This is a genomic window from Nocardioides abyssi (genome assembly GCF_030412915.1).
GTDB classification, from domain to species: Bacteria; Actinomycetota; Actinomycetes; order Propionibacteriales; family Nocardioidaceae; genus Nocardioides; species Nocardioides abyssi.
Window position 1 is genome coordinate 288705 of the sequence record NZ_JAUHJR010000002.1, and the last position, 22715, is coordinate 311419.

A 22715-nucleotide genomic window follows, 5' to 3' on the forward strand; every position below is an offset into this window, starting at 1 on the left:
CACCCTAGCCAGCAGGGGGTGGGAGACTCACGGGGTGCTGCGCACAGTCATCCCCGTCGCCCTGCTGGTCCTGCCCCTCGCCGCCTGCAGCGGCTCGTCGGACCCGTCCTCGTCGGGCTCGTCGGGGTCCTCCGGCTCGTCCGGCTCCGCGGCCGCCGTGGACCCCGAGGTGCGGGACGGGCTGGCGGCGCTGTACGCCGGCGACCACCCCGCGGAGCGCGACACCCGCAACGGCGAGTGCTTCGCCGACGCCCTGCTCGACCGGGTCAACCTCCGCGACCTCGAGTCGGCCGGCGTGCTCGTCGACGGCGCCGTCGCCCCCACGTCCCCGCAGCTCGAGCCGGACCTGGCGGAGGTCTGGGCGGACGCGATGTTCGCCTGCATGGACTTCATCGACGAGTCCGCCCGCGCCCAGGTCGCCTTCACCAAGGGCAAGGTCGACTGGGAGCAGTACGCCGCGTGCCTGCGCGAGGACCTCGACGACGACGCCGTCCGCTCGGCCGTCGTCGGTATGCTCACCGGCAGCTGGGACTCCCCCGACGTCGCCGCGCTGACCCGCGCCCAGGCCGACTGCTCGACCGAGGCGAACCCCGGCTGAGGGCTCACCCGGCGACGGCCATGACGACCCGCGCCCGGGCGGCCGGGTCGACCCAGAGCGCGCGCGTCCGCACGAGCCGGGCGAGCGACCAGCACACGAACGGCACCGCGACCAGCACCGACACCTCCCACGCGGGCACGCGCGCCAGGCCGGAGAAGACCAGGCCGGTGAGTGTGGTGGAGACCGCGAGGCGGGTGGAGTAGCCGACCATCGTCAGCGGCGGCGCGGGCGTCGCGCGGGCCGAGCGCAGGTCGACGGCGTAGGGCCGCTGGTCCGACCACCGCATGCCGGCGCCCACGACCTGCACGGTCACCACGAGCACGGTGCAGACCAGCGCGGTCAGCTCGGCGCTCGACGGCACCCCGGCCCGCACGGCCGCGAGCAGCACCGTGAGGGTCGACGCGGCCACGAGGAACTCCGCCAGCACCCACGCCCGGGCCGTGAACACCGTCCCCGGCGCCACCGGCAGGCTCTCGCGCCACAGCCCACCACGGGCGTCGAGGCACCAGGCGTTGACGCCGAAGAGCAGCGCGCCACCGGACGCGACCAGCCCGGGGAGCACGGTCATCGTCGACCAGGGCAGGTCGCCCAGCAGGGCCACCGCGCCGGGGCCGATCGCCAGCACGGCGATGCCGCGGCGCATCGGCACCGCGCGCCACACCGACCCGCGGTCGGTCCGCACCAGGGCGGCCAGGTCCGAGCGGGGCAGCCGGCGGGCGGCGTACCGCCCGGACTCGACGCGCTGCTCGTCACGAGGGGTACGCCGCGCGGCGATGTGGGCGGGGACGGCGCCGAGGGCGACCGCGAGCACGAGCACGACCAGCAGCGTGGCCACGGTCAGCGCCCAGGTGCCGGAGACGCCGTCGAGCATGCCGAGCACGATCCGGCGGGTGGGGAGGCGGTCGAGCACGGTGACCAGCGCGTCGGCCATCTGCAGCCCCAGCGCCAGGCCGAGCAGGGTGAGCGTGACCAGGCGGACGCCGGCGATGCCGTGGTTGCCGCGCCGGACGCCCTCGAACGTCCAGGCCACCACCTGCGCGACCGCCGTCGCCACGGCCAGCCACAGCAGGACCACGACCTGGGCGGCGGCCAGGCCCGACGGCCCGAGCGCGTAGGCGGTCGTGCCGAGCAGCAGCCACGCCTGCAGCAGCCAGGCGATGTTGAGCGGCGCGAGCAGCAGCGCGCCGAGGTGGTCGGTGGTGGGGCTGACCGGCAGCACCGCCCCCGGGTCGCGGTCGAGCAGCTCGCGGCCACCGCCGGAGGCGACCGCCGAGACGACGGCCAGCCCGAAGAAGCCCGCGAGCGCGGTCGGCAGCAGCAGGAGCAGGTCGAAGGCGCGTCCGTCGTCGCCGGCGCCAGGGGTGTACGCCGGCACGACGGCCACCGCCGAGGTCAGTGCGACGAAGCCGAGCGCGAACCAGCCCGCCGACCCGCGCCGCCGTACGGTCCCTGCCCGGAACCGGACCAGGTGGCCGACGTCGACCACCGCGCGTCGTGCCTCGGCGAGGCTGCGGCCGGGCCGGTCAGTCCAGGAGGCCGCGGTAGGCACGCGCCCCCTCCTCGCCGCTCATCTCGGTGGCGGAGGCGGTGGCGACCCGGGCGCCGCCGCGGAGCACGGTGACCGTGCTGCACGCCTCGACCGCGAGCTCGCGCAGGTGGGTGGAGACGAGCACGCAGGCGCCGCGGGCGCGGGCGTCGTCGATGGCAGCCATCGTGGCCTCGACGCCGATGGGGTCCACGCCGTCGAAGGGTTCGTCGAGCAGCAGCACCTCGGGCTCGTGCAGCACCGCGAGCACGACCGACAGCCGCCGGCCCATGCCGTGGGAGAAGCCGGCGGTCACCCGGTGGGCGACGTCGCCGAGCTCGAAGCGCTCGAGCAGGTCGCGTGCGCGCTGGTCCCAGCCGGGCTCGGTGCGGTGCATCCGCCGCAGCCGGGCGGAGAGCTGGAGGTGCTCCCACGGCGTCGCGCGCGGCACGAGCCCGCCGACGTCGGGGCAGTAGCCGACGGCCCGCTTCACCGCGATCGGGTCGCGGCGCACGTCGTGGCCGGCGACGACGACCTCGCCGGAGGTGGGCGGCACGACGCCGGCCAGCACCCGCATGGTCGTGGACTTCCCGGCGCCGTTGCGACCGAGCAGCGCGGTCGCGTGGCCGGCCTCCGCGACCAGGTCGACGCCGGTCACGGCCTCCACCTCGCCGAAGCGCACGTGGAGGTCGCGCACCTGCACCGGGTGGCCGTCGGGGGGAAGGGTCACCGCCCCATTGTCACCCGCCTGCCCGCGGTCCGCCGGGGAACGGCGAGGCCCCGGGTTCGCACCCGTGGTCGGCCCCGTGGTCGGCCCCGTGGTCGGCCCTGCGCCCCGACATCTCAGGGAAGTCCTGCACATATCGGGGCAGATCTGCCCCGATATGTGCAGGGGTCACCGGTTAACCGGTGACCCCTGCACCCGGGTCGTGCGAAGCCGGATCAGGCGGGGAAGGACCCACCCGAGGCGGCGAGGTCACGCAGGTACTGCGTGGGGCGGAACCGGTCGCCGTACGTCTCGGCCAGCTCGTCGGCGCGCTTGACGAAGGCCGCGAGGCCGATCTCGCCGTCGGCGCCCTGGTAGCCGGTCATGAACTGCGCGGCACCACCGGTCATGGGCGGGAAGCCGATGCCCATGATCGAGCCGATGTTCGCGGCGGCCGCCGAGGTGATGACACCCTCCTCGAAGCACTTCGCGGTCTCGAGCGCCTCGGCGAAGAGCATCCGGTCCTTGCAGTCCTGGATCGAGGGCTGCTCGGCGGCGACCGGGAACAGGTCGGAGAGACCGGTCCAGATGGTCTGGCGCTTGCCGGACTCGTCGTACTCGTAGAAGCCCTTGCCGCGCAGGCGGCCCGGGCGACCGGCCTCGATCATCCGGTCGACGACCGCGGTGCCCGGGTGCTCGGCCAAGTCGAGCCCGTCGCGCTCGGCGGCCTCGCGGGTGGCCTTGGCGATCTTGGCCATCAGCTCGAGGTTGAGCTCGTCGGAGAGCTGCAGCACCGGGGCCGGGTAGCCGGCCTGGGTGGTGGCCCGCTCGATGGTCCAGGGCTGGACGCCCTCGGCGAGCATCGCCATGCCCTCGTTGACCATGAAGCCGATGACGCGCGAGGTGTAGAAGCCGCGGCTGTCGTTGACGACGATCGGGGTCTTCTTGATCTGCTGCACCACGTCGTAGGCCTTGGCCAGCGCGACGTCGGAGCTGTCCGCGCCCTTGATGATCTCGACCAGCGGCATCTTGTCGACGGGGCTGAAGAAGTGCAGGCCGATGAAGTCCTTCGGCCGGTCCACGCCCTCGGCGAGCTCGGTGATCGGCAGCGTCGAGGTGTTGGAGCACAGCAGCGCGTCGGCGTTGACGTACGGCGCCACCTCGGCGAACACCTTCGCCTTGAGCGAGGGGTCCTCGAAGACGGCCTCGATGACCAGGTCGCAGCCGGCCAGGTCCGCGGCGTCACCGGTGGGGAGGATCCGGCCGAGCATCTCGGCGGACTTCTCCTCGGTGAGCTTGCCGCGGGAGACGGCCTTGGCGTTGATCTTCTCGGAGTACGCCTTGCCCTTCGCGGCGTTCTCGGTCGAGACGTCCTTGAGGACGACCTCCATGCCGGCGCGGGCGCACACGTAGGCGATGCCCGCGCCCATCATCCCGGCGCCGAGGACGCCGACCTTGGTGGCCTTCCACGGCTCGATGCCCTGCGGGCGGAGCGAGCCGGACTTGATGGCCTGCAGGTCGGTGAAGAACGCCTGGATCATGTTCTTCGAGCCCTGGTTGACCACGAGGTTGGTCAGGTAGCGCGACTCGATCCGCGAGGCGGTGTCGAAGTCGACCTGGGCGCCCTCGACGGCCGCGGACAGGATCGCGCGGGCGGCGGGGTAGAGCGCACCCTTGGTCTGCTTGCGCAGCAGGGCCGGGAACGCCGGGAGGAAGCCGGCCAGCGCCGGGGACTTCGGGGTGCCGCCGGGCATCTTGTAGCCGGGGGCGTCCCACGGGTTCTTGCTGGCCTCGGGGTTGGCCTTGATCCACGCCTTCGCGGCGGGGACGAGCTCCTCGCGGGTGGCGACCAGCTCGTCGACCAGGCCCTTCTCCTTGGCCTGGGCGGCCTTGAACTGCTTGCCCTCGAGCAGGAAGCCCATCAGGCCCTCCTGCAGGCCGAACATCCGCACGATGCGGGTCACGCCGCCACCGCCGGGGAGCAGGCCGAGGCTGACCTCGGGCAGGCCCACGACGACCGAGGAGTCGTCGACGGCGATGCGGTGGTTGGTGGCCAGGCAGATCTCGAGGCCACCGCCGAGGGCGGCGCCGTTGATCGCGGCCACGACGGGCTTCGGGAACAGCTCGAGCTTGCGCAGGGCGGCCTTGACGCCCTCGGCCATCGTGAAGACGTCCGCGGCGTCGTCGGGGGTCGCGGTGACCATCTTCTTCAGGTCGCCGCCGGCGAAGAAGGTCTTCTTCGCGCTGGCGACGACGACGCCGGTCACGTCGGCCTCCTCGGCGTACAGCCGCTCGACGGCGGCCTTCATCGAGGAGATGTAGAGGTCGTTCATCGTGTTGGCCGACTGGTTCGGGTCGTCGAGGGTGAGGGTGACGATCCCGTCCGCGTCGCGCTCGTAGCGCACGGTGGTCGGCTGCTCGGTGGTGCTCGTGGTCATTCGGGGTCCTGTTCGTTCAGGTGAGATCGGTGGCTGGAGGAGCAGCGGACAGTCAGACCACTTCGACGATGGTGGCGATGCCCATGCCGCCGCCGACGCAGAGCGTGGCGAGGCCGCGGCGCAGGTCGCGGCGCTTGAGCTCGTCCACCAGCGTGCCGAGGATCATCGCGCCGGTCGCACCCAGCGGATGGCCCATCGCGATCGCGCCACCGTTGACGTTGGTGATCTCGTCGGTGATGCCCATGTCCTTCATGAAGCGCATCGCCACGGCGGCGAAGGCCTCGTTGATCTCGAACAGGTCGATGTCGCCGACCTCGAGGCCGGCCTTGGCCAGCGCCTTGCGGGCGGCCGGGGCCGGGCCGGTCAGCATGATCGTCGGGTCCGCGCCGGAGACGGCGGTCGCGAGGATGCGGGCGCGCGGGGTGAGGCCGAGCTGGTTGCCGACCTCCTCGCTGCCGATCGCCATGATCGCGGCACCGTCGACGATGCCCGAGGAGTTGCCGGCGTGGTGGACGTGGTCGATCTTCTCGACCCAGTGGTACTTCTCCAGCGCCACGTCGTCGAAGCCCGCGTCGGCACCGATCTGCGCGAACGACGGCTTGAGGCCCGACAGGCTCTCGACGCTCGTGTCGGGGCGGATCAGCTCGTCGCGGTCCAGCACGGTCAGGCCGTTGATGTCACGGACCGGCACCACCGAACCACCGAAGTAGTCGTTGGCCCACGCCTTCGCGGCGCGGTGGTTGGACTGCGCGGCGTAGGCGTCGACGTCCTCGCGGCTGAAGCCCTCGATGGTCGCGATCAGGTCGGCACCGATGCCCTGCGGCACGAAGCCGGCGCGGAAGGCGGTGGCCGGGTCGGACGCCCAGGCGCCGCCGTCGGAGCCCATCGGCACGCGGCTCATCGACTCCACGCCGCCGGCGAGGATCAGGTCCTCGAAGCCGCCGCGGACGCGGGACGCGGCCTGGTTGACGGCCTCGAGGCCCGAGGCGCAGAAGCGGTTGAGCTGGACGCCCGCGACGGTGTCGGGGTAGCCCGCGGCGAGCGCCGCGGTCTTGGCGATGTCGCCGCCCTGGTCGCCGATCGGCGAGACCACGCCGAGGACGACGTCGTCGACGCGCTCGACGTCGAGGGAGGGGTTGCGGACCTTGATCTCGTCCAGCAGGCCGACCACGAGGTCGACGGGCTTGACCTCGTGCAGCGAGCCGGCCGCCTTGCCCTTGCCACGCGGCGTACGAATGTGGTCGTACACGAATGCTTCTGCCATGACCGTCCTAGCGTCAGTGGTGCGTCTGTGATGGTGGTCCCCCGATTGTGACACCATTGGTGTCACGGTCAAGAGCGGGTCCCTTGTGGTCTGGCTCACGAGAGGAGCGCACGTGACGCAGATGGAGGAGCGCCGGGAGGCGGCTCGCGAGCTGCTGACGCTCGAGGAGCTGACCAACCGCGTCGGCATGAGCGTGCGCAACGTGCGCTTCTACACGACCAAGGGGCTGGTGCCCCCGCCGATCCGGCGCGGGCGCAGCGGCTACTACACGCCCGACCACGTCGCGCGGCTGGAGCTGGTCCGCGAGCTGCAGGGCCACGGGTTCACGCTGGCGGCGATCGAGAGGTACCTCGGCGGCATCCCCGACGACGCCGCCCCCGAGGACATCGCGCTGCACCGGGCGATGCTCGCGCCGTGGCAGGCCGACGTCCCGGTCGAGATGTCGCGGGCCGAGCTCGAGCGGCGGGCCGGGCGCGAGCTCGGCGACGAGGAGCTCGCCACGCTCGAGGCGCTCGGGATCGTGCGGCGGCCGCGGCGGGGCCGCTTCGAGGTGGCCGCCTCGCAGCTGCAGGTCGGTCTCGGCCTGGTCGACCTCGGCTTCCCGACGGAGGCGGCGGTGGCGGCCGGTCAGGTGTACGCCGCGCACGGGCGCCAGATCGCGCAGGAGCTCAACGAGCTGTTCCGGACCATGGTGTGGCCGGCGTACAAGGAGGCCGGCGCGCCGCCCGAGCGGATCCAGCAGGTCGTCGAGCGGCTCAAGCCTCTGTCGATCGCCAGCCTGGTGGCGGCGTACGAGGCCGCCATGGACGAGGACCGCCGGGCGCGGATCGCCGCCCGCACCGGGCGCGGGGACCGGGAGTCCTAGGGCGGCGTCCCTACTGTGGTCGCATGAGCACCGTCCTCGTCACGGGCGCGACCGGCTTCGTCGGCGCCCGCCTGGTCCCCGAGCTGCTCGAGCGCGGGCACACGGTCAAGGCGATGACCCGCCACCCCGACACCTACGGCGGCGAGGGCAAGGCCGTGTACGGCGACGTGCACGACCCCGGCACGCTCGCCGACGCCCTCGACGGCGTGGACGTGGCGGTCTACCTCGTGCACTCCCTCGACGACGACGACTTCGAGCGCAAGGACGCCGCCGCCGCGCGGGCCTTCGGCGCCGCCGCCGGTGCGTCCGGGGTGCAGCAGATCGTCTACCTCGGCGGGCTCGGCTCGGAGCACGAGGAGCTCTCCGCCCACCTGCGCTCGCGCCGCGAGGTCGAGCGGCTGCTCGGCGAGTCCGGCGTGCCGGTCACCGTGCTGCGCGCCGCGATCGTCGTCGGATCCGGCGGCATCTCGTGGGAGATGACCCGCAAGCTGGTCAAGAACCTGCCCGCCATGGTCGTCCCCCGCTGGGCCTCCACCCGCACCCAGCCGATCGCGATCGCCGACGTCGTTCGCTACCTCGCCGGCGTCGTGGGACTGACCGAGGCGCACGACCGGGTCTTCGAGATCGGCGGCGCCGACCAGCTCACGTACGCCGAGATGCTCGCCCAGGCCGGGGCGGTCATGCACGGGCGCCGGCTCCCGATCATCCACGTGCCGCTCGGCACGCCGTTCCTCTCGCAGTACTGGATCAAGCTCGTCACCGGCGTCGACGCCACCACCGCCGCCAACCTGATCGAGTCGATGGGCAACGAGGTCGTCGTCACCGACCCCGCCATCCGCGACCTCGTCCCCGGCGAGCCGCTCACCTACGGCGAGGCCGTCGAGGCCGCCCTCGCCGAGGACCGCCAGGTCGGCTGACCCCGGTCCCCGGCTGGCCGGCTCGCAGTTTCATCGGCTGGCCGATGAAGCTGTCGGTGGGACGCTGAAACTTCATCGGCCCACCGGGAGCTCCAGCGGCTGGCCGATGAACCTCCCGCCCAGCCGCAGTCGGCCGCGCGGCAGCTCAGCCGATGACCGGGGGGAGCACCAGCAGCATCGAGAGCGACCAGGTGCAGTGGGTGAGGATCGGGGCGAGGATGCCGCCGGAGGCGCGCCGCTCGAGGCCGACGACCACGCCGAGGAGGATCGCGGCGAAGGCGAGCATCACGTTGCCGGTGGCGGCGGTGGCGACGACGTACGCCAGCGTCGTCCACAGGACCGGGCGGCGGGGGATGGCGGCGTACGCCGCGCCCCGGAAGAACAGCTCCTCGGCGATGCCGTTGACCGCGGTGATCACGACGAGCAGCGGCAGCGAGCCCTGGTCGGCGTAGTCGAGGACCGAGCTGACCTGCCCCTGCAGGTAGGGGATCTCGCGGATCACCAGCCCGCCGAGCACGAAGACCGCCACGATCGCGGCGCCGAGCAGGACCGGCGTGACCACCGGCCGGGTCAGCCCGTCGCGCCACGCGATCCGGCCGAGGTGGAGCGGGCCGGAGGCGAAGGCACCGACGGTCCACACGCCGGCGAGCGCGGCGGTCGAGACGTAGAACCAACCGCTGCCGGGGTCGATGCGCAGGGAGAACCCGAGCACCACCGCGCCGAGCACCACGAACGCGATCGTCACCAGCTGCCGGCGCCGGAGGGCGGCGGGGGTCTGGCGGTGGTCGCGCGGGACGACGTCCCACAGCGCTCGCTGCAGCCAGGCTCGGACAGGGCTCACGACACCGACCTTACGGACGGCCGGTTGCCCGGTCCGAGCCTCGCGCTGGGAGGTCAGCGGCGGCCGGAGCTGAACGACGACGCGCTGTGGCGGCTGCCACCGGAGGTCGACCCGGCGGAGGAGCCGGTACGCCGCCCGCGACCGCCCTGGCCGCCACCCGACTTCGGGGCACCCGTGCGGGGCGCTCCGGCCTTGGCGCCGGCCGGGCGGGAGCCACCCGAGCGTGCGGCACCCGAGCCGGAGCCGCCGGAGGTCGAGCCGGCCTGGCCGGAGCCCTGGCCGGCCGAGCGGCCGCGGCCGCCGCGGGAGGAGCGTCGACCGCCGCCACCGTTGCCGCCACCACCGTTGCCGCGGCCGCCGCCGCCACCGTTGCCGGAGGAGGCGGGGGCCTCGACGACGAGGCCGCCGGCGACGACCTGGCGCTCACCGGGGGCGAGCTCGGCGAGGACCGGGTGGTCCAGGGCGGCGAGCCGGGTGACCGTGGGCTTGATGCCGGCCGCGCGAGTCAGGTCACGCACGTCGCGGACCTGCTCGTCGGTCATCAGCGTGACGACGGTGCCGGCGGCACCGGCGCGGGCGGTGCGGCCCGAGCGGTGCAGGTAGGCCTTGTGCTCGGCCGGCGGGTCGGCGTGCACGACGAGGGCCACGTCGTCGACGTGGATGCCGCGGGCGGCGATGTCGGTCGCGACTAGCGTGCTGGCCTTGCCGGAGTGGAACGCCTCCATGTTGCGGGTGCGGGCGTTCTGGCTGAGGTTGCCGTGGAGCTCGACCGTGGGCACGCCGGACTTGTTCAGCTGGCGGGTCAGCGCCTTGGCGCCGTGCTTGGTGCGGGTGAAGACCACGGTGCGGCCGGGCGCGCTGGCCAGGTCGACCAGCACCGGCACGCGGTGCTCGCGGGCCAGGTGGAGGACGTGGTGGTCCATCGCGCTGACCGGCGACTGGGCGGAGTCGGCCTGGTGGACGACCGGCTCGTGCAGGAACCGCTTGACCAGCACGTCGATGGCCTTGTCGAGGGTGGCCGAGAAGAGCAGGCGCTGGCCGCGCGAGGGGGTGGCGTCCAGCAGGCGGCGCACGGCCGGGAGGAAGCCGAGGTCGGCCATGTGGTCGGCCTCGTCGAGCACGGTGACCTCGACGGCGCCGAGGTCGCAGTGACCCTGGCCGATGAGGTCCTCGAGGCGGCCGGGGCAGGCCAGCAGGATGTCGACGCCGGCCTTGAGGCCGCGGACCTGGGGATTCTGGCCGACGCCGCCGAAGACGGTCATCGTGGTCAGGCCGAACGCGTCGGCCAGCGGCTTGAGCGCCTCCTCGATCTGGCCGACCAGCTCGCGGGTCGGGGCCAGCACGAGGGCGCGGGGCTTGCGGGCCGTCGCGGGGCGGCCGGAAGCCGACAGGCGGGCGACGAGCGGGAGGAGGAAGGCGTAGGTCTTGCCGGAGCCGGTGCGGCCGCGGCCGAGGACGTCGCGACCCGCGAGGGAGTCCGGCAGCGTCTTGGCCTGGATCGGCGTGGGCTCGGTGATGCCGCGGTCCGCGAGGACGGCGGAGAGGGCGGCGGGAACGCCGAGGGTGGTGAAAGCAGGTGCAGAAGGCATGAAGGGGTGACAGATCCGTCTCGTGGCGGTCGTCTCGCCATGAGGTCGGCGCGGAGCTGCTGGCTGTGGTGCGAGGCAGCGCTCGAACGCTTGGAGATGCGGCTCCGGGGCGGGACTGGAACGGGCCGCATCCCCCACTGTAGGGATGCGACCCGCTCAACACCCCATCGACGCGGGGTGACATCGCTCTCCCACCCGGGCGGGAATGCGGTGCTGGGTGCTACTTGGTGAGGCCGTCCTTGACGTCCTTGGCGGCGTCCTTGACCTTCTCGCCGGCGTTCTTGAGGTTGGCCGAGCTCTGGTCGGCCTTGCCCTCCGCCTTGAGCTGGTCGTCGCCGGTCGCGTCGCCGGCGGTCTCCTTGCCCTTGCCGCCGAGCTCCTCGGCCTTGTTGCTCAACTTGTCGCCCAGTCCCATGTCTGACCTCCTGTGGTCGTGCGGTCGGGTACGCCCCTCAGGTGACCGCCCGGAGGGCCTGGGAAACGGCGCTCAGGAGCTTCTCAGCGGAAGGTCAGCACCCCGTCGTCGATGGCGTCGCGGCGGATGGTGCGCACGTCGGTGAGGTAGTTCTGGTCCAGCTTCCACGGCGCACGGTCGCCCTGGCGCGGCAGCCCGTCGAGCGCACGCTGGACGTAGCCGGAGGAGAAGTCGAGGAACGGCCGCTCGTCCACCGACGGGTCCCGGTCGGCGACGAAGGAGCGCTTCCCGGTCGTGTCGAGGTGGCCGAGCATCCGGCAGACGTAGTCGGCGACCAGGTCGGCCTTGAGCGTCCAGGACGCGTTGGTGTAGCCGATCGTGTAGACGAAGTTCGGGATGCCGCTGAGCATGAGCGCCTTGTAGGACATCGTGTCCGACAGCTCCACCGGCTTGCCGTCGACCTCGAGCGGGATGCCGCCGAAGGCCTGCAGCCGCAGCCCGGTCGCGCTGACCACGACGTCCGCCTCGAGCTCGGTGCCGTCGGAGAGCCGGATGCCGGTCGGGGTGAAGGTGTCGATCGCCGCGGTCACGATCGAGGCGTCGCCGCTGCGCAGCACCTTGAACAGGTCGCCGTCCGGGACGAAGCAGAGCCGCTGGTCCCACGGGTCGTACGACGGCTTGAAGTGGGTGTCCACGTCGACGTGCTCGGGCAGCTGGCGGCGTACGCCGGTGCGCACGACGCCCTTGACCACCTCGGGCTTGGCCTTGGCCAGCTTGTAGGTGCCGATCGCGAGCAGGATGTTCTTCCACCGCACGAGCGGGTAGCTGACCTTGGCCGGCAGCCGGGAGAGGGCCTTGGCCCACGGGTCGCGGCCGGGCCGGGACAGGATGTAGGTGGGCGAGCGCTGGAGCATCGTCACGTGCTCCGCGTCGCCGGCGAGCGCCGGGACGAGGGTGACCGCGGTGGCGCCGCTGCCGATGACGACGACCTTCTTGCCGGCGACGTCGAGGTCCTCGGGCCAGTGCTGCGGGTGGACGAGCCGCCCGGCGAAGTCGTCCTGGCCGGGGAAGACCGGCGAGTGGCCCGCCTCGTAGTCGTAGTAGCCCGCGCAGCTCCACAGCAGCCCCGTGCTCAGCGTCGTCTCGCCCTCGGGCGTGCTGATCCGCACGGTCCAGCGCGCGGTGTCGGAGTCCCAGGAGGCGCCGGTGACCTTGTGCTGGTAGCGGACGAGGCGGTCCACGCCGCGCTCCTCGGCGACGGTGCGGATGTAGTCGAGGATCAGCTGCCCGTCGGCGAGCGCGGTGTCGCCGGGCCAGGGCCGCCAGCGGTAGCCGAAGGTGAACATGTCGGAGTCCGAGCGGATGCCGGGGTAGCGGAACAGGTCCCACGTGCCACCGGAGACCTCGCGCATCTCGAGGATCGCCAGGCTGCGGCCGGGGTGTTCCTCGCGCAGCCGGCAGGCCGCGCCAATGCCGGACAGGCCGGCGCCGATCACCAGGACGTCGACGTGCTCCACGGGCTGCTGGCGGTCGCGCTCGGGGGTCTGCTCAGTGGCCTGCTCAGTGGTCTGCTCGCTCACGCACCCATTATTGACAGATGTTCAACAGTACGTCGAGCGTGACGGCGCTCACCGTCGCGCCGACGGCCGCTCCGCCCCGGGGTTAGCCGGCTACCGCTGGTGCAGCTCGACGAACCGCGCCACCAGCCGCGCCGGCTCGGTGACGCTCGCCGCCCGCGCCAGCGCCTTGAGCGTCTCGGCGCCGCCCGGCTCGAAGTAGCCGTGGTGCTCGTAGACCTCGATGCGCAGGCACAGCCCGTCGACGTCGAGCTCGGGGTGGAACTGGGTGGCGTAGACGTTGCGGCCGATGCGGAACGCCTGCACTGGGCAGGTCGCCGACGACGCGAGCAGCACCGCGCCGTCAGGCAGGCGGGCGACGGCCTCCTTGTGGCCGAGGTACGCCGCGAACCGCTCGGGCAGCACGCCGGTGAGCGGGTCGGTGCGGCCCTCGTCGGTCAGGCCGATCTCGACCGCACCGATCGGCTCGCCGTAGGTGCGGTCGACCACCCCGCCGGGCAGCACGCCGAGGGTGCCGATGCCGTAGCAGCAGCCGAGGAACGGGTGGTCCGCGGCGACCACCCGGCGGCACAGGTCCCCCAGCTCGGCCTCGACCCGCCGCTGCACGTCGGACTTCGCCTCGGGCGGGTCGCTGACGTTGAACGGACCGCCGCCCAGCACGATCCCGGACCAGTCGTCGAGGTCGACCGGGCCGCCCAGGGCCTCGGCCAGCGGCTGCTGCTCGAGCCGCACGCGGCGTACGTCGGGCTCGTCGAGTCCGCCGGCGAGGAGGACGGCGTCGTACTCCCCGTCGGCGGCGGCGTCCTCGGCGCGGGTCCCGAGGAAGAGGAACGGCTTGCTCAGACCTGGACCGCCACTCCGCGCTCGAGCAGCCCGTCGACGTCCGCGACGCCCCACGCGGTCAGCGCGGCGCGGGTGTGCTCCCCGGCCTCGCGGGACGGCGGGGTCGACAGGGTCGCCCCGGTGCGGCTGAAGCGGGGCGCCGGCGTGGGCTGGAGCAGGTCGTCCTTGGTCACGAAGACGCCACGCGCCTTCATGTGCGGGTGCTCCGCCGCCTCGCTGATCGGGATGATGCCGGCCACGCAGGCATCGGTGCCCTCGAACACCTCGACCCACTCCGCCTGCGTCCGGCCCTTGAACGTCTCGGTGAAGAGCGAGCGCATCTCGTCCCACCGCTCCATCTCGAACTGGCCCGGGCAGCGGTCCGCCACCCCGAGCAGCTCGACGAGCGTCGCGAAGAACTGCGGCTCGAGCGAGCCGACCGACATGTGCCGGCCGTCGGAGGTCTCGTAGACGTCGTAGAACGGCGCGCCGCCGTCGAGCAGGTTGACCGCGCGCTCCTCCTTGAACTGCCCGCCCGCGAGGAACGCCGCGGTCATCGCGTTGAGGCTGGCCGTGCCGTCGACGATCGCCGCATCGACGGTCTGGCCCCGGCCACTGACCTTGGCCTCGAGCAGCGCGGCGAGGATGCCGATGACGAGGTACGTCGACCCGCCGCCGAAGTCGCCGACCAGGTTGCTCGGGAAGTGCGGCTTCGCCTTGTCCTGGCCGAGGCCGAAGAGGGTGCCGGTGATCGCGATGTAGTTCATGTCGTGGCCGGCGGCCTGGGCCAACGGGCCGTCCTGGCCCCACCCGGTCATCCGGCCGTAGACCAGCCGCTCGTTGACCGCCGCGCAGTCGTCGGGACCCAGCCCGAGCCGCTCCATCACACCGGGCCGCATGCCCTCGACCAGCACGTCGGCCTGCTCGACCAGCTTCAGCACCGTCTCGCGGGCCTCGGGCTGCTTGAGGTCGAGCGCCACGCTCGGCCGGCCGCGGTTGAGCAGGTTGTGCGCGCCGCCCGCGAGCATCTGCCCGCCCGGCCGCTCCACCCGGATCACGTCCGCGCCCAGGTCGGCCAGGAGCATGCACGCGTGCGGGCCCGGCCCGATCCCCGCGATCTCCACGACCTTGACCCCGCGCAGCGGTCCGGTCCCCTGCCCCAGCTCGATGCTCTCGCTCATGCGCGGATCATGACAGAACTACTGTCACGGTCGCGAGGGGCGTCTCGTCCCCGCTGGTCGAGCAGGGAGGCGCCCTCCGCGGCAGCGACCACCCTCACCAGCCCTCGACGACATCCCCCGGGCCGCCGCCGCGCCGGAGGCCGAACCCGAGGACGGGTACGCCGCGCGGGTCGGGGCCGGAGGCGGCGGGGCGCCGGAGGGCGAACGTAAATCGGAGGCGTGGCGGCCTGGAGGAGCGAAGCGGGGGAAGGCCGACACGGCGAGGAAGTGAGCCGGAGGCGCCCCGCAGCCGCAGGCCCCGACCCCCACACCCGGCGTACCCGCACCCGCGGCCCGGCCGCAGAGCGACGCGGGAGCCAACAACCAGCCCGCCGCAGGCGGGACCGTGAGCCGACAGGCAGCCTCTCGGCTCACGGGGTCTCGTCGACGCTCGGTTCCAAGACAGGCGCTGCGCGCCTTCCTCAACCAGCCGGGGTCAACCAGCCGAGGGGAGGACGCGGGCGAGGAACTGGCGGGTGCGGTCCTCACGGGGGTCGGTGAAGAGCTGGTCGGGCGGGCCCTGCTCGAGGATCCGGCCCTGGTGGAGGAAGCAGACCTTGGTGGCGACCTCGCGGGCGAAGGCCATCTCGTGGGTGGCAAGCACCATCGTCGTGCCGGCGACGGCCAGGTCGCGGACGATGGTCAGCACCTCGCCGACCAGCTCGGGGTCGAGCGCGGCGGTGATCTCGTCGAGGAGCAGCAGCTCGGGGCGGGTGCAGAGCGCGCGGACGAGGGCGACCCGCTGCTGCTGGCCGCCGGAGAGCCGGTCGGGGTGCTTGCGGGCGTGCTCGGCGAGGCCGAACTGGTCGAGCAGCTCCAGCGCGCGCGTCTCGGCCTCGGCCTTCGACAGGCCGTGCACCCGGCGCGGGGCGAGCGTGCAGTTGTCGAGGACCGAGAGGTGCGGGAAGAGGTTGTAGGCCTGGAACACCATCCCGACGCGCTTGCGGACCTCGCGGGGGTCGACGAGCGGGTCGCTGATCTCGTGCCCGTCGAGGGTGATGGTGCCGTCGTCGACGTCCTCGAGCAGGTCCAGGCAGCGCAGCAGGGTGGACTTGCCCGAGCCCGAGGACCCGATGAGGCAGACGACGTCGTGGGCGTGGACGTCGAGGTCGACGGAGTCGAGGACGACGCGATCGCCGTACGTCTTGCGCAGGCCGCGGACCTGCAGCAGGGCCGTCGAGGGGATCGCGCTCACAGCTGCCCCGCCCTCTCCCGCGCCAGCCAGCGCCGCTGCAGCCAGTCGGTCAGCCGGGCCAGCGGCACGGTGAGGACGACGAAGAAGCAGGCGACGACGACGTACGGCGTGTAGTTGAAGTTGTACGCCGCGGAGTCGCGCGCGGCGAAGACCGCGTCGAAGACGGCGACGGCGGAGACCAGCGCGGTGTCCTTCTGCAGGGAGACGAAGTCGTTGAGCAGCGGCGGGACGACCCGGCGGACGGCCTGCGGCACGACGACGAAGCGCAGCGCCTGCGGCCGGCTGAGACCGAGGGCCTGGGCGGAGGCGACCTGCGAGGGGTGGACGGAGTCGATGCCGGCGCGGAAGACCTCGGCGACGTAGGCGCTGTAGGAGAGCACGAGCGCGACGCCGGCCCAGAAGGTGCCGCTGATCGGCACGCCCTGCAGGCCGAGCGCGGGCATGCCGAACCCGAGCATCAGGACGAGCAGCAGGGTGGGGATGCCGCGCAGCAGGTCGGTGTAGACGACCGCGAGCACGCGGACGGGGGCCAGCCACGGCGAGCGGGCGACGCGGGCCAGTGCCACCAGCAGCCCGAGTACGAGGATGACGACCTCGCAGACCAGGAACAGCTTGACGTTGAGCCAGAAGCCCGCGAGCACGTCGGGGAAGGCCTCCCTGGCGTGCTCCCAGGAGAAGAACAGCTCCTTGACGTTCGGCCAGCCCGGCGAGGAGGTGACCGCCACGCCCAGCGCGAGCAGCACGAGCGCGACGAGCCCGCTGGCGACGAGCAGCGAGCGCCGCCGCTGCCGGCGTCGGACCGCGCGCCGCTCGAGCTCGCGCAGGCTCGGCGTCCAGGCCGCGCCCGTCGAGGCGCCCGAGGCGCCCGCGGAGGAGGTGTCAGTCAAGCGTCGGCACGCTCACGGTGTCGGAGAGCCACTGCTGCTCGATGTCGGCGAGGGTGCCGTCCTCGCGGAGGCTGGCGAGCGCGGCGTCGACGCAGTCGCGCAGCGGGTTGCCCTTCTCGAAGAGCATCCCGAACTCCTCCTGCTCGCCGGTCTCGGGCTGGAACTGGCCGATGATCGTGCTGCCCTCGATCTCGACGGCGGAGATGTAGAACGCGGTGGGCAGGTCGGCGAGGATCGCCTCGACCTGGCCGTTCTTGAGCGCCTGCTTGGCGGCGTTGGTGTCCTCGAAGACCAGCGGGTCCTCGGCCGGCTGGACGATCTCGCGGATCGCGGTCAGCGAGGTCGTGCCGGTCTGCGCACCGAGCTTGTGGCCGGCGAGCTCCTCGAGCGTGCTGATGCCCGACAGCGGGGAGTCCTCGAGGGTGATGACGGCCTGCGCGGCCTGGTAGTAGCCCTCGGAGAAGTCCACGACGCGCTCGCGGGCCGGGGTGATCGAGACCTGGTTGATGTCGAGGTCGAACTTCTTCTTGCCCGGCGCGTAGGAGGAGTTGAACGGGACGGTCACCCACGAGACCCGGTCCTCGGTGAAGCCGAGCTCCTCGGCGACGGCGTACGCCACCGCCGACTCGTAGCCCTCGCCGTTGGTGGGGTCGTTGTCGACGAACCACGGCTCGTACGCCGGTGAGTCGGTGCCGATCGTCAGCGTGCCGTCCTGGACCAGCGGGGCGTCGGCCGCGCACGCCGCCGGGTCGGACGCGGCGTCGTCCTCGGTGCCGGCGCTGGCCGAGGCCCCGTCGGTCGCGGTGGCCGGCTCGTCGTCCTCGACGGGCGCGCACGCGGAGAAGGCGGTGGCGAGGGCGGTGAGCAGGACCGGGGCGAGCAGGGCCGTACGACGCGAGCGCATGGCGGCATCGTAGGGACTGCCGGTGGGCCCCTGTTCAATGATCTCGTGATCCGTGACCTGAGCGACACCGAGGCCCGCCGAGCACTCGTCCACAAGTGGGGCCAGGTGCCCGACGACGTCCTGCCGGCCTGGGTCGCCGAGATGGACTACGCGCTCGCGCCGGTCGTCGCCGACGCGGTGGCCGAGGCGGTGGCGGCGGGGGTGACCGGCTATCCATCGTTCGAGCCGGGCGGCGGCGCGCTGGGCCGGGCGTACGCCGGGTTCGCGGCGCGGCGCTTCGGCTGGCGGGTGGACCCCACCCAGGTGGTGCCGACCGTCGACGTGACCGCGGGCGTGCGGCTCGCGATCGACGTGCTGAGCGGGCCGGGCGCGGTGGTGCTGCCGCTGCCGGCGTACGCCCCCCAGCTGGGGCTGCCGGAGGTCTGCGGCCGGGAGCGGTGGGACCTCCCGGTGGAGCCGGACGCCGAGCGGGTGACGATCGACCTGGACCGGCTGGACCGGATGTTCGCCGACGGGGCGTCGACGCTGCTGCTGACCCAGCCGCACAATCCGTGCGGGCAGGTCTACACGCGCGCCGAGCTCGAGGGCGTGCGCGACGTGGTGGCCCGGCACGGCGGGCGGGTCGTGAGCGACGAGATCCACGCGCCGCTGGCGCTGCCGGGGGCCGAGCACGTCCCCTACCTCGCCCTGGAGGGCGCCGCCGAGCACGCGGTCGCGGTGGTCGCGGCGTCGAAGGCGTTCAACACCGCCGGGCTGCGGTGCGCCCAGGTGGTCACCGACGACGAGGCGACGGCGGCGCGGCTGGCCGACGTCCCGCTGGCGCGCAACGACTCGTGGTCGCCGCTCGGCGAGGTGGCCGCGGTGGCGGCGTACGAGCAGGGCGACGCCTGGCTCGACGCGCTCCTCGAGCGGCTCGACGGCCAGCGGACCCTGCTGGCCGAGCTGCTGGCCGAGCACCTGCCGGAGGCGCGGATGCGGCCGCTGGAGGCGACGTACCTCGCCTGGCTGGACCTGCGCGCCTACGGCCACGACGACCCGGCCGCGGTCGCGCTGGAGCGCGGGCGGGTGCGGGTGGCGCCGGGCCACGACTACCACCCGGGGCTGGCCGGCCACGTGCGGCTCAACGTCGCGACGTCGCCCGAGCGGCTGCGCGAGGTCGTCCTACGGCTGGCGCGGGGACTCGCCGGATAGTTGGCCCGGTAGCTCGCCCGGTAGCTCCTCGGGCGCGCACTCGAGCAGCCGGCTGGGGTGGAAGCCGTCCCAGCGCTGCTGGACGCGCGCGGGGTCGAGCAGCTCCTCGAGGTCGACCTCCCAGGTGTGGCCGGAGGCGTTGCGGCGCAGCAGGTAGCCGAGGCCGTGGGTGCGGTAGACGGTGCCGCCCGCGGCGTGGACGGCGGCGAGCAGCTGGGCGTCGACGTACCGCCGCACCTGCCGCCACCAGCCGACCTCGCGCAGCAGGTCGCGGCCGACCAGGATCGTGCCGCCGGCGACGAAGCGGGTCCACGCCTCGGTGCGGTGACCGCGGGTGACGGTGGTGGCGAGCGGGGCGAGGTAGTGCTGCTCGGCGGGGGTCCCGACGACGTCGGCGCCGCTCCAGCCGCGGGCGCGGAGCAGGTCGGCGACGAAGTCGGGGCCGTACCAGTCGTCGTCGTCCATCTTCAGCACCAGCTCGCCCGACGCCGCCCGGGAGGCGGCGGTCAGCACGTCGCCGAAGGCGGCCTCGGGGGGCTGCGGCAGGACGGTGGTCGGCACGCCGGCGCGGTGCCGCACGCCCGTCTCGTCGGGGGTGAAGCCGTGCGGCGCGAGGACCAGCTCGAGCCGGTCGACCCCGCGCTGCTTGGCCACCTGGCGCAAAGCGTGGTCGACCATGTCGGGCCGCTTGGTCGCGAGCACGACGCTCACCGACGGCTGGCGGCGGACCGGGCCGTGGGCGTCGAGGGCGGCCCGGCGCAGCAGCACCGAGTGCTGCTCGCGGGCGCGGGGGTCGGCGAGGTGGACGTACGCCGCGACCTGGAGCCGCAGGGTCTCGTCCAGGCCGAGGGGGGCCTCGCCGACGAGCGGCACGCCGGCCATCGCGAGGCCGGCGACCACGGCCGGGTCGGTGTCGCTGGTGACCCGGGCGGCGGCGTGGTCGCGGAGGTCCTCGACGAGCCGCGCAGTCGGCGCGGTGGCGTCCACGTCGACGACCGGCCCGTCCGCCCAGCGGAAGCCCTCCGCGTTGAGCACGCGGTCGTCCAGGGTCAGGCCCTCCCGGCGCTCGACGACCTCGGCGACCGGCTGCACCGCGTGCCGGGCCAGCTCGGCGAGGACCTCGGCCACCTCGACGTGGCCCGCGAGGCGCACGACGACCCGCCAGCCGCCGCCCTGGTCGGCGGGCCGGACGTGGGCGCGGTAGCGACGCAGCGCCGGCCACTCCGGCCGCGGCACGAAGCCGAGCGGGCCGGGGTCGGCGTCGAGCAGCACCTCGACCGTCCTGGCGAGGACGCCGGCGGGGGCCGACGCGGCGTACGCCCTCAGCGCGGCGCGGTCGGCGAGGTGCAGGGTGACCCGGTCGTGGCCGCCGGGCCGGAGCCCGGGGTCAGACATCCAGCCGGCCGCGGCGCTTGACCAGCGGCCGCTGCGCCTGCGGCAGCCAGGTGTGCGTGACGTGGTCGACGACGTGGACGCCCGGGGGCGCCTCGATCCGGTGCAGGCCCGGGACCTCCTCGCCGCGGCCCTCCCGCAGCGCGGAGTAGACCTCCCACTCGCGGCGCTTGCGGGGGGCGCGGGAGGAGTCGAAGTCCTCGGTGCTGGTCCAGTGGGCGAACTCGTCCTGGTCGAGCCACTTCAGCTCCACGCACAGGCCCTCGGGCGCGACGATCCGCTCGGAGGTCTCCGGGAACTCCCGCACCTCCCACTCGAAGGCCTTCACGAACGTGAACTGCGGGCCCATCGGGTAGACCCACGGCTCCAGGAACCGGAAGCCCAGATCGATCCAGGCCACCGACTCGCTCTCGATGCTGAGCGGGTGCCGCGGGACCGCGACGACCGCGCCCGAGCCGTGCAGCTGCCAGGACAGGTCGGCCAGCAGCGCCTCGCCCTCGGGCGTGAGCACCATGTCGCCGTCCCACTTCATCGAGTAGCTGGTGCGCACGTGGGAGAAGGACCAGTTGTAGAAGTGCGTCAGCGAGTGGACCGAGTGCGGCGGCGTCGCGAGGTGCTCGGTGCCGGCCCGGCTGACCTGGAACGGGTAGCTCGTCACCTCGATCCGGTCGCCCGCGCCACACTCGTCGGCGACCCGCTGGGCCACCTCGGCCGTGCCGTCGTCGGAGAGGTTGTCGACGAGCACCACCCGCTGGACCGCCCGCAGCATCGGCGGGAGGACCCACGGGAGGTTGCGGGCCTCGTTGCGCACGCGGAACACGCAGGTCAGCCCCGGGTCGAGCACGCCGTCCTGCCAGGCCCAGCGGACGTCGTACGCCGCGTCGCCCTCGAGGCAGGCGATGTCGGGCCTGCGATGGTCGGCGGAGCTCATCGGGACTTGCCGAGCGCCTTGCGCAGGCCGCGGCGGGCGCTGGCCGGCACCATCGCGCGGACGCCGTGGGGGATGCGGTCGGCGCCGCGGCGGCCGACCGCGAGCTGGTCGGGCTGCGGCTTCTGCGCCTGACCCTCGCGCTTGGCGGCCAGGGCGGTGGACTCGCTGAGCGCCTCGGCCTCCTCGTAGAGCTCGGCGTAGGCCGTGCGCAGCTCGTCGAGGCGGTCGTGCACCTCCGGGACGTCGCCGTCGGGGTCGGCGAGCCGGTCCAGCTGCTGCCAGGACTCCTCGGCGACCTCACGCAGCCGGGCCGGCACGCGCACGTCGTCCCAGGTCAGCTGCACGCGGCGCAGGGTGGGGTCGATGAACTGGTGGACCTTGCGGATGTCGTTGGCCGAGGCCGACTTCACCGCGTCGAGGTCGAAGAGCTGGCCGAGGCCGAAGACCGGGATCGTCCAGTCGGTGAGCATGTCGTGGTAGCGCACGAACGCTCGCGCGCTCCCCCGCGTCGACCGCTCGGTGTGGAGCATCATGTTGACCCAGGCCGCGGCGCGGCTGATCTCGCCGGCGGTGCTGGAGGTGCGCCCGCCCGCGTAGTACTTCTGCTTGCTGCCGACCACCTCGGTCGGGGGGCGGAGCATGGTGACGTACGCCGGGGTCGCGTCGCACCGCAGCGCCGCGCTGCGCCACAGGCCCATGAACCACGCCAGCCGCGGGTCCTTGACCACGACCTCCGGGCCGCCCTCGACGAACTGCTGCTCCAGCCACGCGTGCAGCCGCCCGCGCAGCGGCTCGAACGTCGCGAGCTTGCCGGCCTCGAACCACGCCGCCGGCCGCGCGTCGGAGACCGCCACGTTGCACCGCTGCAGGAGCTCGTGGTGGAAGTCGACCACCCACTGCGGCTCGCCGAACCCCTTCGGGTTGGTCTCGTCGGCCTGCACCTCCGGCTGCGGCACGTGCATCCCGAGCGTCTGGAGCGTGCCGGACATCGTGCTCGTCCCGCTCCGGCCGGAGCCGACCACGAACACCACCCGCCGCTTCGCCGGCGGGGTCTGCGGGACCGGCGGGACTGACGGCGTCGACATGGCTCTCAGACTAGAAGATGCGCCAGCCTCCGCCTCCCACCCGCCGCCGACCACTCGCCGACCCGGCTGGTCGAGGAGGGCCCCCAGGCCCGTCTCGAAACCCACCCCCGGCTGGTTGAGGAGGGCCCCCAGGCCCGTCTCGAAACCCACCCCCGGCTGGTTGAGGAGGGCCGCCAGGCCCGTCTCGAAACCCGCCCCTCGGCTGGTTGAGGAGGGCCGCCAGGCCCGTCTCGAAACCCCGCCGAGGACCTCCGGCAGGTTTCGAGACGCGCGCGAGCGCGCGCTCCTCAACCAGCCGGACGGGGCGCGCGAGGAGTCAGCAACCAGCCGGACGGGGCTGGGCGAGGAGTCAG

At 73.4% G+C, this 22715-nt stretch carries 20 protein-coding genes; 4 read left to right on the forward strand and 16 right to left on the reverse strand.

All coding sequences use genetic code 11. From position 1 onward, the window contains the following. Nucleotides 1-34: 34 nt before the first annotated feature. On the forward strand, nt 35-598 hold the full coding sequence (locus tag QWY29_RS06470) for a hypothetical protein (protein ID WP_300959876.1): 564 nt from the start codon (nt 35-37) through the stop codon (nt 596-598). 4 nt (nt 599-602) lie between these two features. Here QWY29_RS06470 and QWY29_RS06475 read toward each other — a convergent pair whose 3' ends face one another. From QWY29_RS06475 to QWY29_RS06490, 4 genes are all read right to left on the reverse strand, one after another. Continuing rightward, complete coding sequence (locus tag QWY29_RS06475) at nt 603-2147, reverse strand: hypothetical protein (RefSeq protein ID WP_300959877.1); 1545 nt, start codon at nt 2145-2147, stop codon at nt 603-605. Beyond that, nucleotides 2122-2853, reverse strand: coding sequence for an ABC transporter ATP-binding protein (locus QWY29_RS06480; protein WP_300959878.1), 732 nt, complete (start codon nt 2851-2853; stop codon nt 2122-2124). Before QWY29_RS06480 ends, QWY29_RS06475 begins: the two co-directional genes overlap by 26 nt. Nucleotides 2854-3065: 212 nt before the next feature. After that, the gene (locus QWY29_RS06485; RefSeq protein WP_300959879.1) at nt 3066-5267 is read right to left on the reverse strand and encodes a 3-hydroxyacyl-CoA dehydrogenase NAD-binding domain-containing protein; all 2202 of its coding nucleotides are present in this window, start codon (nt 5265-5267) and stop codon (nt 3066-3068) included. A 52-nt stretch (nt 5268-5319) separates the two neighbouring features. Then, entirely contained in the window at nt 5320-6531 is a 1212-nt protein-coding gene (locus tag QWY29_RS06490; RefSeq protein WP_300959880.1) for an acetyl-CoA C-acetyltransferase, read from the reverse strand. A 121-nt stretch (nt 6532-6652) separates the two neighbouring features. Here QWY29_RS06490 and QWY29_RS06495 point away from each other — a divergent pair, with 121 nt between their 5' ends. Both QWY29_RS06495 and QWY29_RS06500 read left to right on the forward strand, forming a co-directional pair. Further along, the gene (locus QWY29_RS06495) at nt 6653-7396 is read left to right on the forward strand and encodes a MerR family transcriptional regulator (protein WP_300960388.1); all 744 of its coding nucleotides are present in this window, start codon (nt 6653-6655) and stop codon (nt 7394-7396) included. 23 nt (nt 7397-7419) lie between these two features. Then, entirely contained in the window at nt 7420-8313 is an 894-nt protein-coding gene (locus tag QWY29_RS06500) for an NAD(P)H-binding protein (RefSeq protein ID WP_300959882.1), read from the forward strand. 145 nt (nt 8314-8458) lie between these two features. On the opposite strand, the gene QWY29_RS06505 is transcribed toward QWY29_RS06500, so the two are convergent. The 9 genes from QWY29_RS06505 to QWY29_RS06545 all read right to left on the reverse strand — a co-directional run bounded on the left by QWY29_RS06505 (nt 8459) and on the right by QWY29_RS06545 (nt 17763). Beyond that, nucleotides 8459-9154: a CPBP family intramembrane glutamic endopeptidase gene (locus QWY29_RS06505; protein WP_300959883.1), complete on the reverse strand. Its 696-nt coding sequence runs from the start codon at nt 9152-9154 to the stop codon at nt 8459-8461. 53 nt (nt 9155-9207) lie between these two features. Then, a complete protein-coding gene (locus QWY29_RS06510) occupies nt 9208-10743 on the reverse strand; it encodes a DEAD/DEAH box helicase (protein ID WP_300959884.1) in 1536 nt (511 codons plus the stop codon). Between the two features lie 220 nt (nt 10744-10963). Then, complete coding sequence (locus QWY29_RS06515; RefSeq protein WP_300959885.1) at nt 10964-11158, reverse strand: CsbD family protein; 195 nt, start codon at nt 11156-11158, stop codon at nt 10964-10966. 83 nt (nt 11159-11241) lie between these two features. Next, nucleotides 11242-12738: a flavin-containing monooxygenase gene (locus QWY29_RS06520; RefSeq protein WP_336621829.1), complete on the reverse strand. Its 1497-nt coding sequence runs from the start codon at nt 12736-12738 to the stop codon at nt 11242-11244. Nucleotides 12739-12828: 90 nt separating this feature from the next. After that, nucleotides 12829-13632, reverse strand: a complete 804-nt coding sequence (locus tag QWY29_RS06525) for a glutamine amidotransferase (RefSeq protein WP_300959886.1) — start codon at nt 13630-13632, stop codon at nt 12829-12831. Further along, nucleotides 13575-14738 (reverse strand): CaiB/BaiF CoA transferase family protein, encoded by a 1164-nt coding sequence (locus QWY29_RS06530; protein ID WP_300959887.1) that lies wholly within the window; start codon nt 14736-14738, stop codon nt 13575-13577. The genes QWY29_RS06525 and QWY29_RS06530 overlap by 58 nt, the downstream gene beginning before the upstream one ends. Before the next feature lie 475 nt (nt 14739-15213). Continuing rightward, on the reverse strand, nt 15214-15972 hold the full coding sequence (locus QWY29_RS06535) for an amino acid ABC transporter ATP-binding protein (RefSeq protein WP_300959888.1): 759 nt from the start codon (nt 15970-15972) through the stop codon (nt 15214-15216). After that, nucleotides 15969-16859, reverse strand: a complete 891-nt coding sequence (locus tag QWY29_RS06540) for an amino acid ABC transporter permease (RefSeq protein WP_300959889.1) — start codon at nt 16857-16859, stop codon at nt 15969-15971. Before QWY29_RS06540 ends, QWY29_RS06535 begins: the two co-directional genes overlap by 4 nt. Continuing rightward, nucleotides 16852-17763, reverse strand: a complete 912-nt coding sequence (locus tag QWY29_RS06545; RefSeq protein WP_300959890.1) for an ABC transporter substrate-binding protein — start codon at nt 17761-17763, stop codon at nt 16852-16854. The genes QWY29_RS06540 and QWY29_RS06545 overlap by 8 nt, the downstream gene beginning before the upstream one ends. A gap of 45 nt (nt 17764-17808) precedes the next feature. Between QWY29_RS06545 and QWY29_RS06550 the strand changes: the two genes are divergently transcribed. Then, a complete protein-coding gene (locus tag QWY29_RS06550) occupies nt 17809-18954 on the forward strand; it encodes an aminotransferase class I/II-fold pyridoxal phosphate-dependent enzyme (protein WP_300959891.1) in 1146 nt (381 codons plus the stop codon). Here the strand turns inward: QWY29_RS06550 and QWY29_RS06555 are convergent. From QWY29_RS06555 to QWY29_RS06565, 3 genes are read right to left on the reverse strand one after another with little or no spacing between them, the layout of a single operon-like run. Continuing rightward, nucleotides 18925-20349: a glycosyltransferase family 2 protein gene (locus QWY29_RS06555; protein ID WP_300959892.1), complete on the reverse strand. Its 1425-nt coding sequence runs from the start codon at nt 20347-20349 to the stop codon at nt 18925-18927. The genes QWY29_RS06550 and QWY29_RS06555 overlap by 30 nt on opposite strands. Beyond that, nucleotides 20342-21277 (reverse strand): glycosyltransferase family protein, encoded by a 936-nt coding sequence (locus tag QWY29_RS06560; RefSeq protein ID WP_300959893.1) that lies wholly within the window; start codon nt 21275-21277, stop codon nt 20342-20344. Before QWY29_RS06560 ends, QWY29_RS06555 begins: the two co-directional genes overlap by 8 nt. After that, entirely contained in the window at nt 21274-22362 is a 1089-nt protein-coding gene (locus QWY29_RS06565) for a sulfotransferase family protein (protein WP_300959894.1), read from the reverse strand. The genes QWY29_RS06560 and QWY29_RS06565 overlap by 4 nt, the downstream gene beginning before the upstream one ends. Nucleotides 22363-22715: the final 353 nt, after the last annotated feature.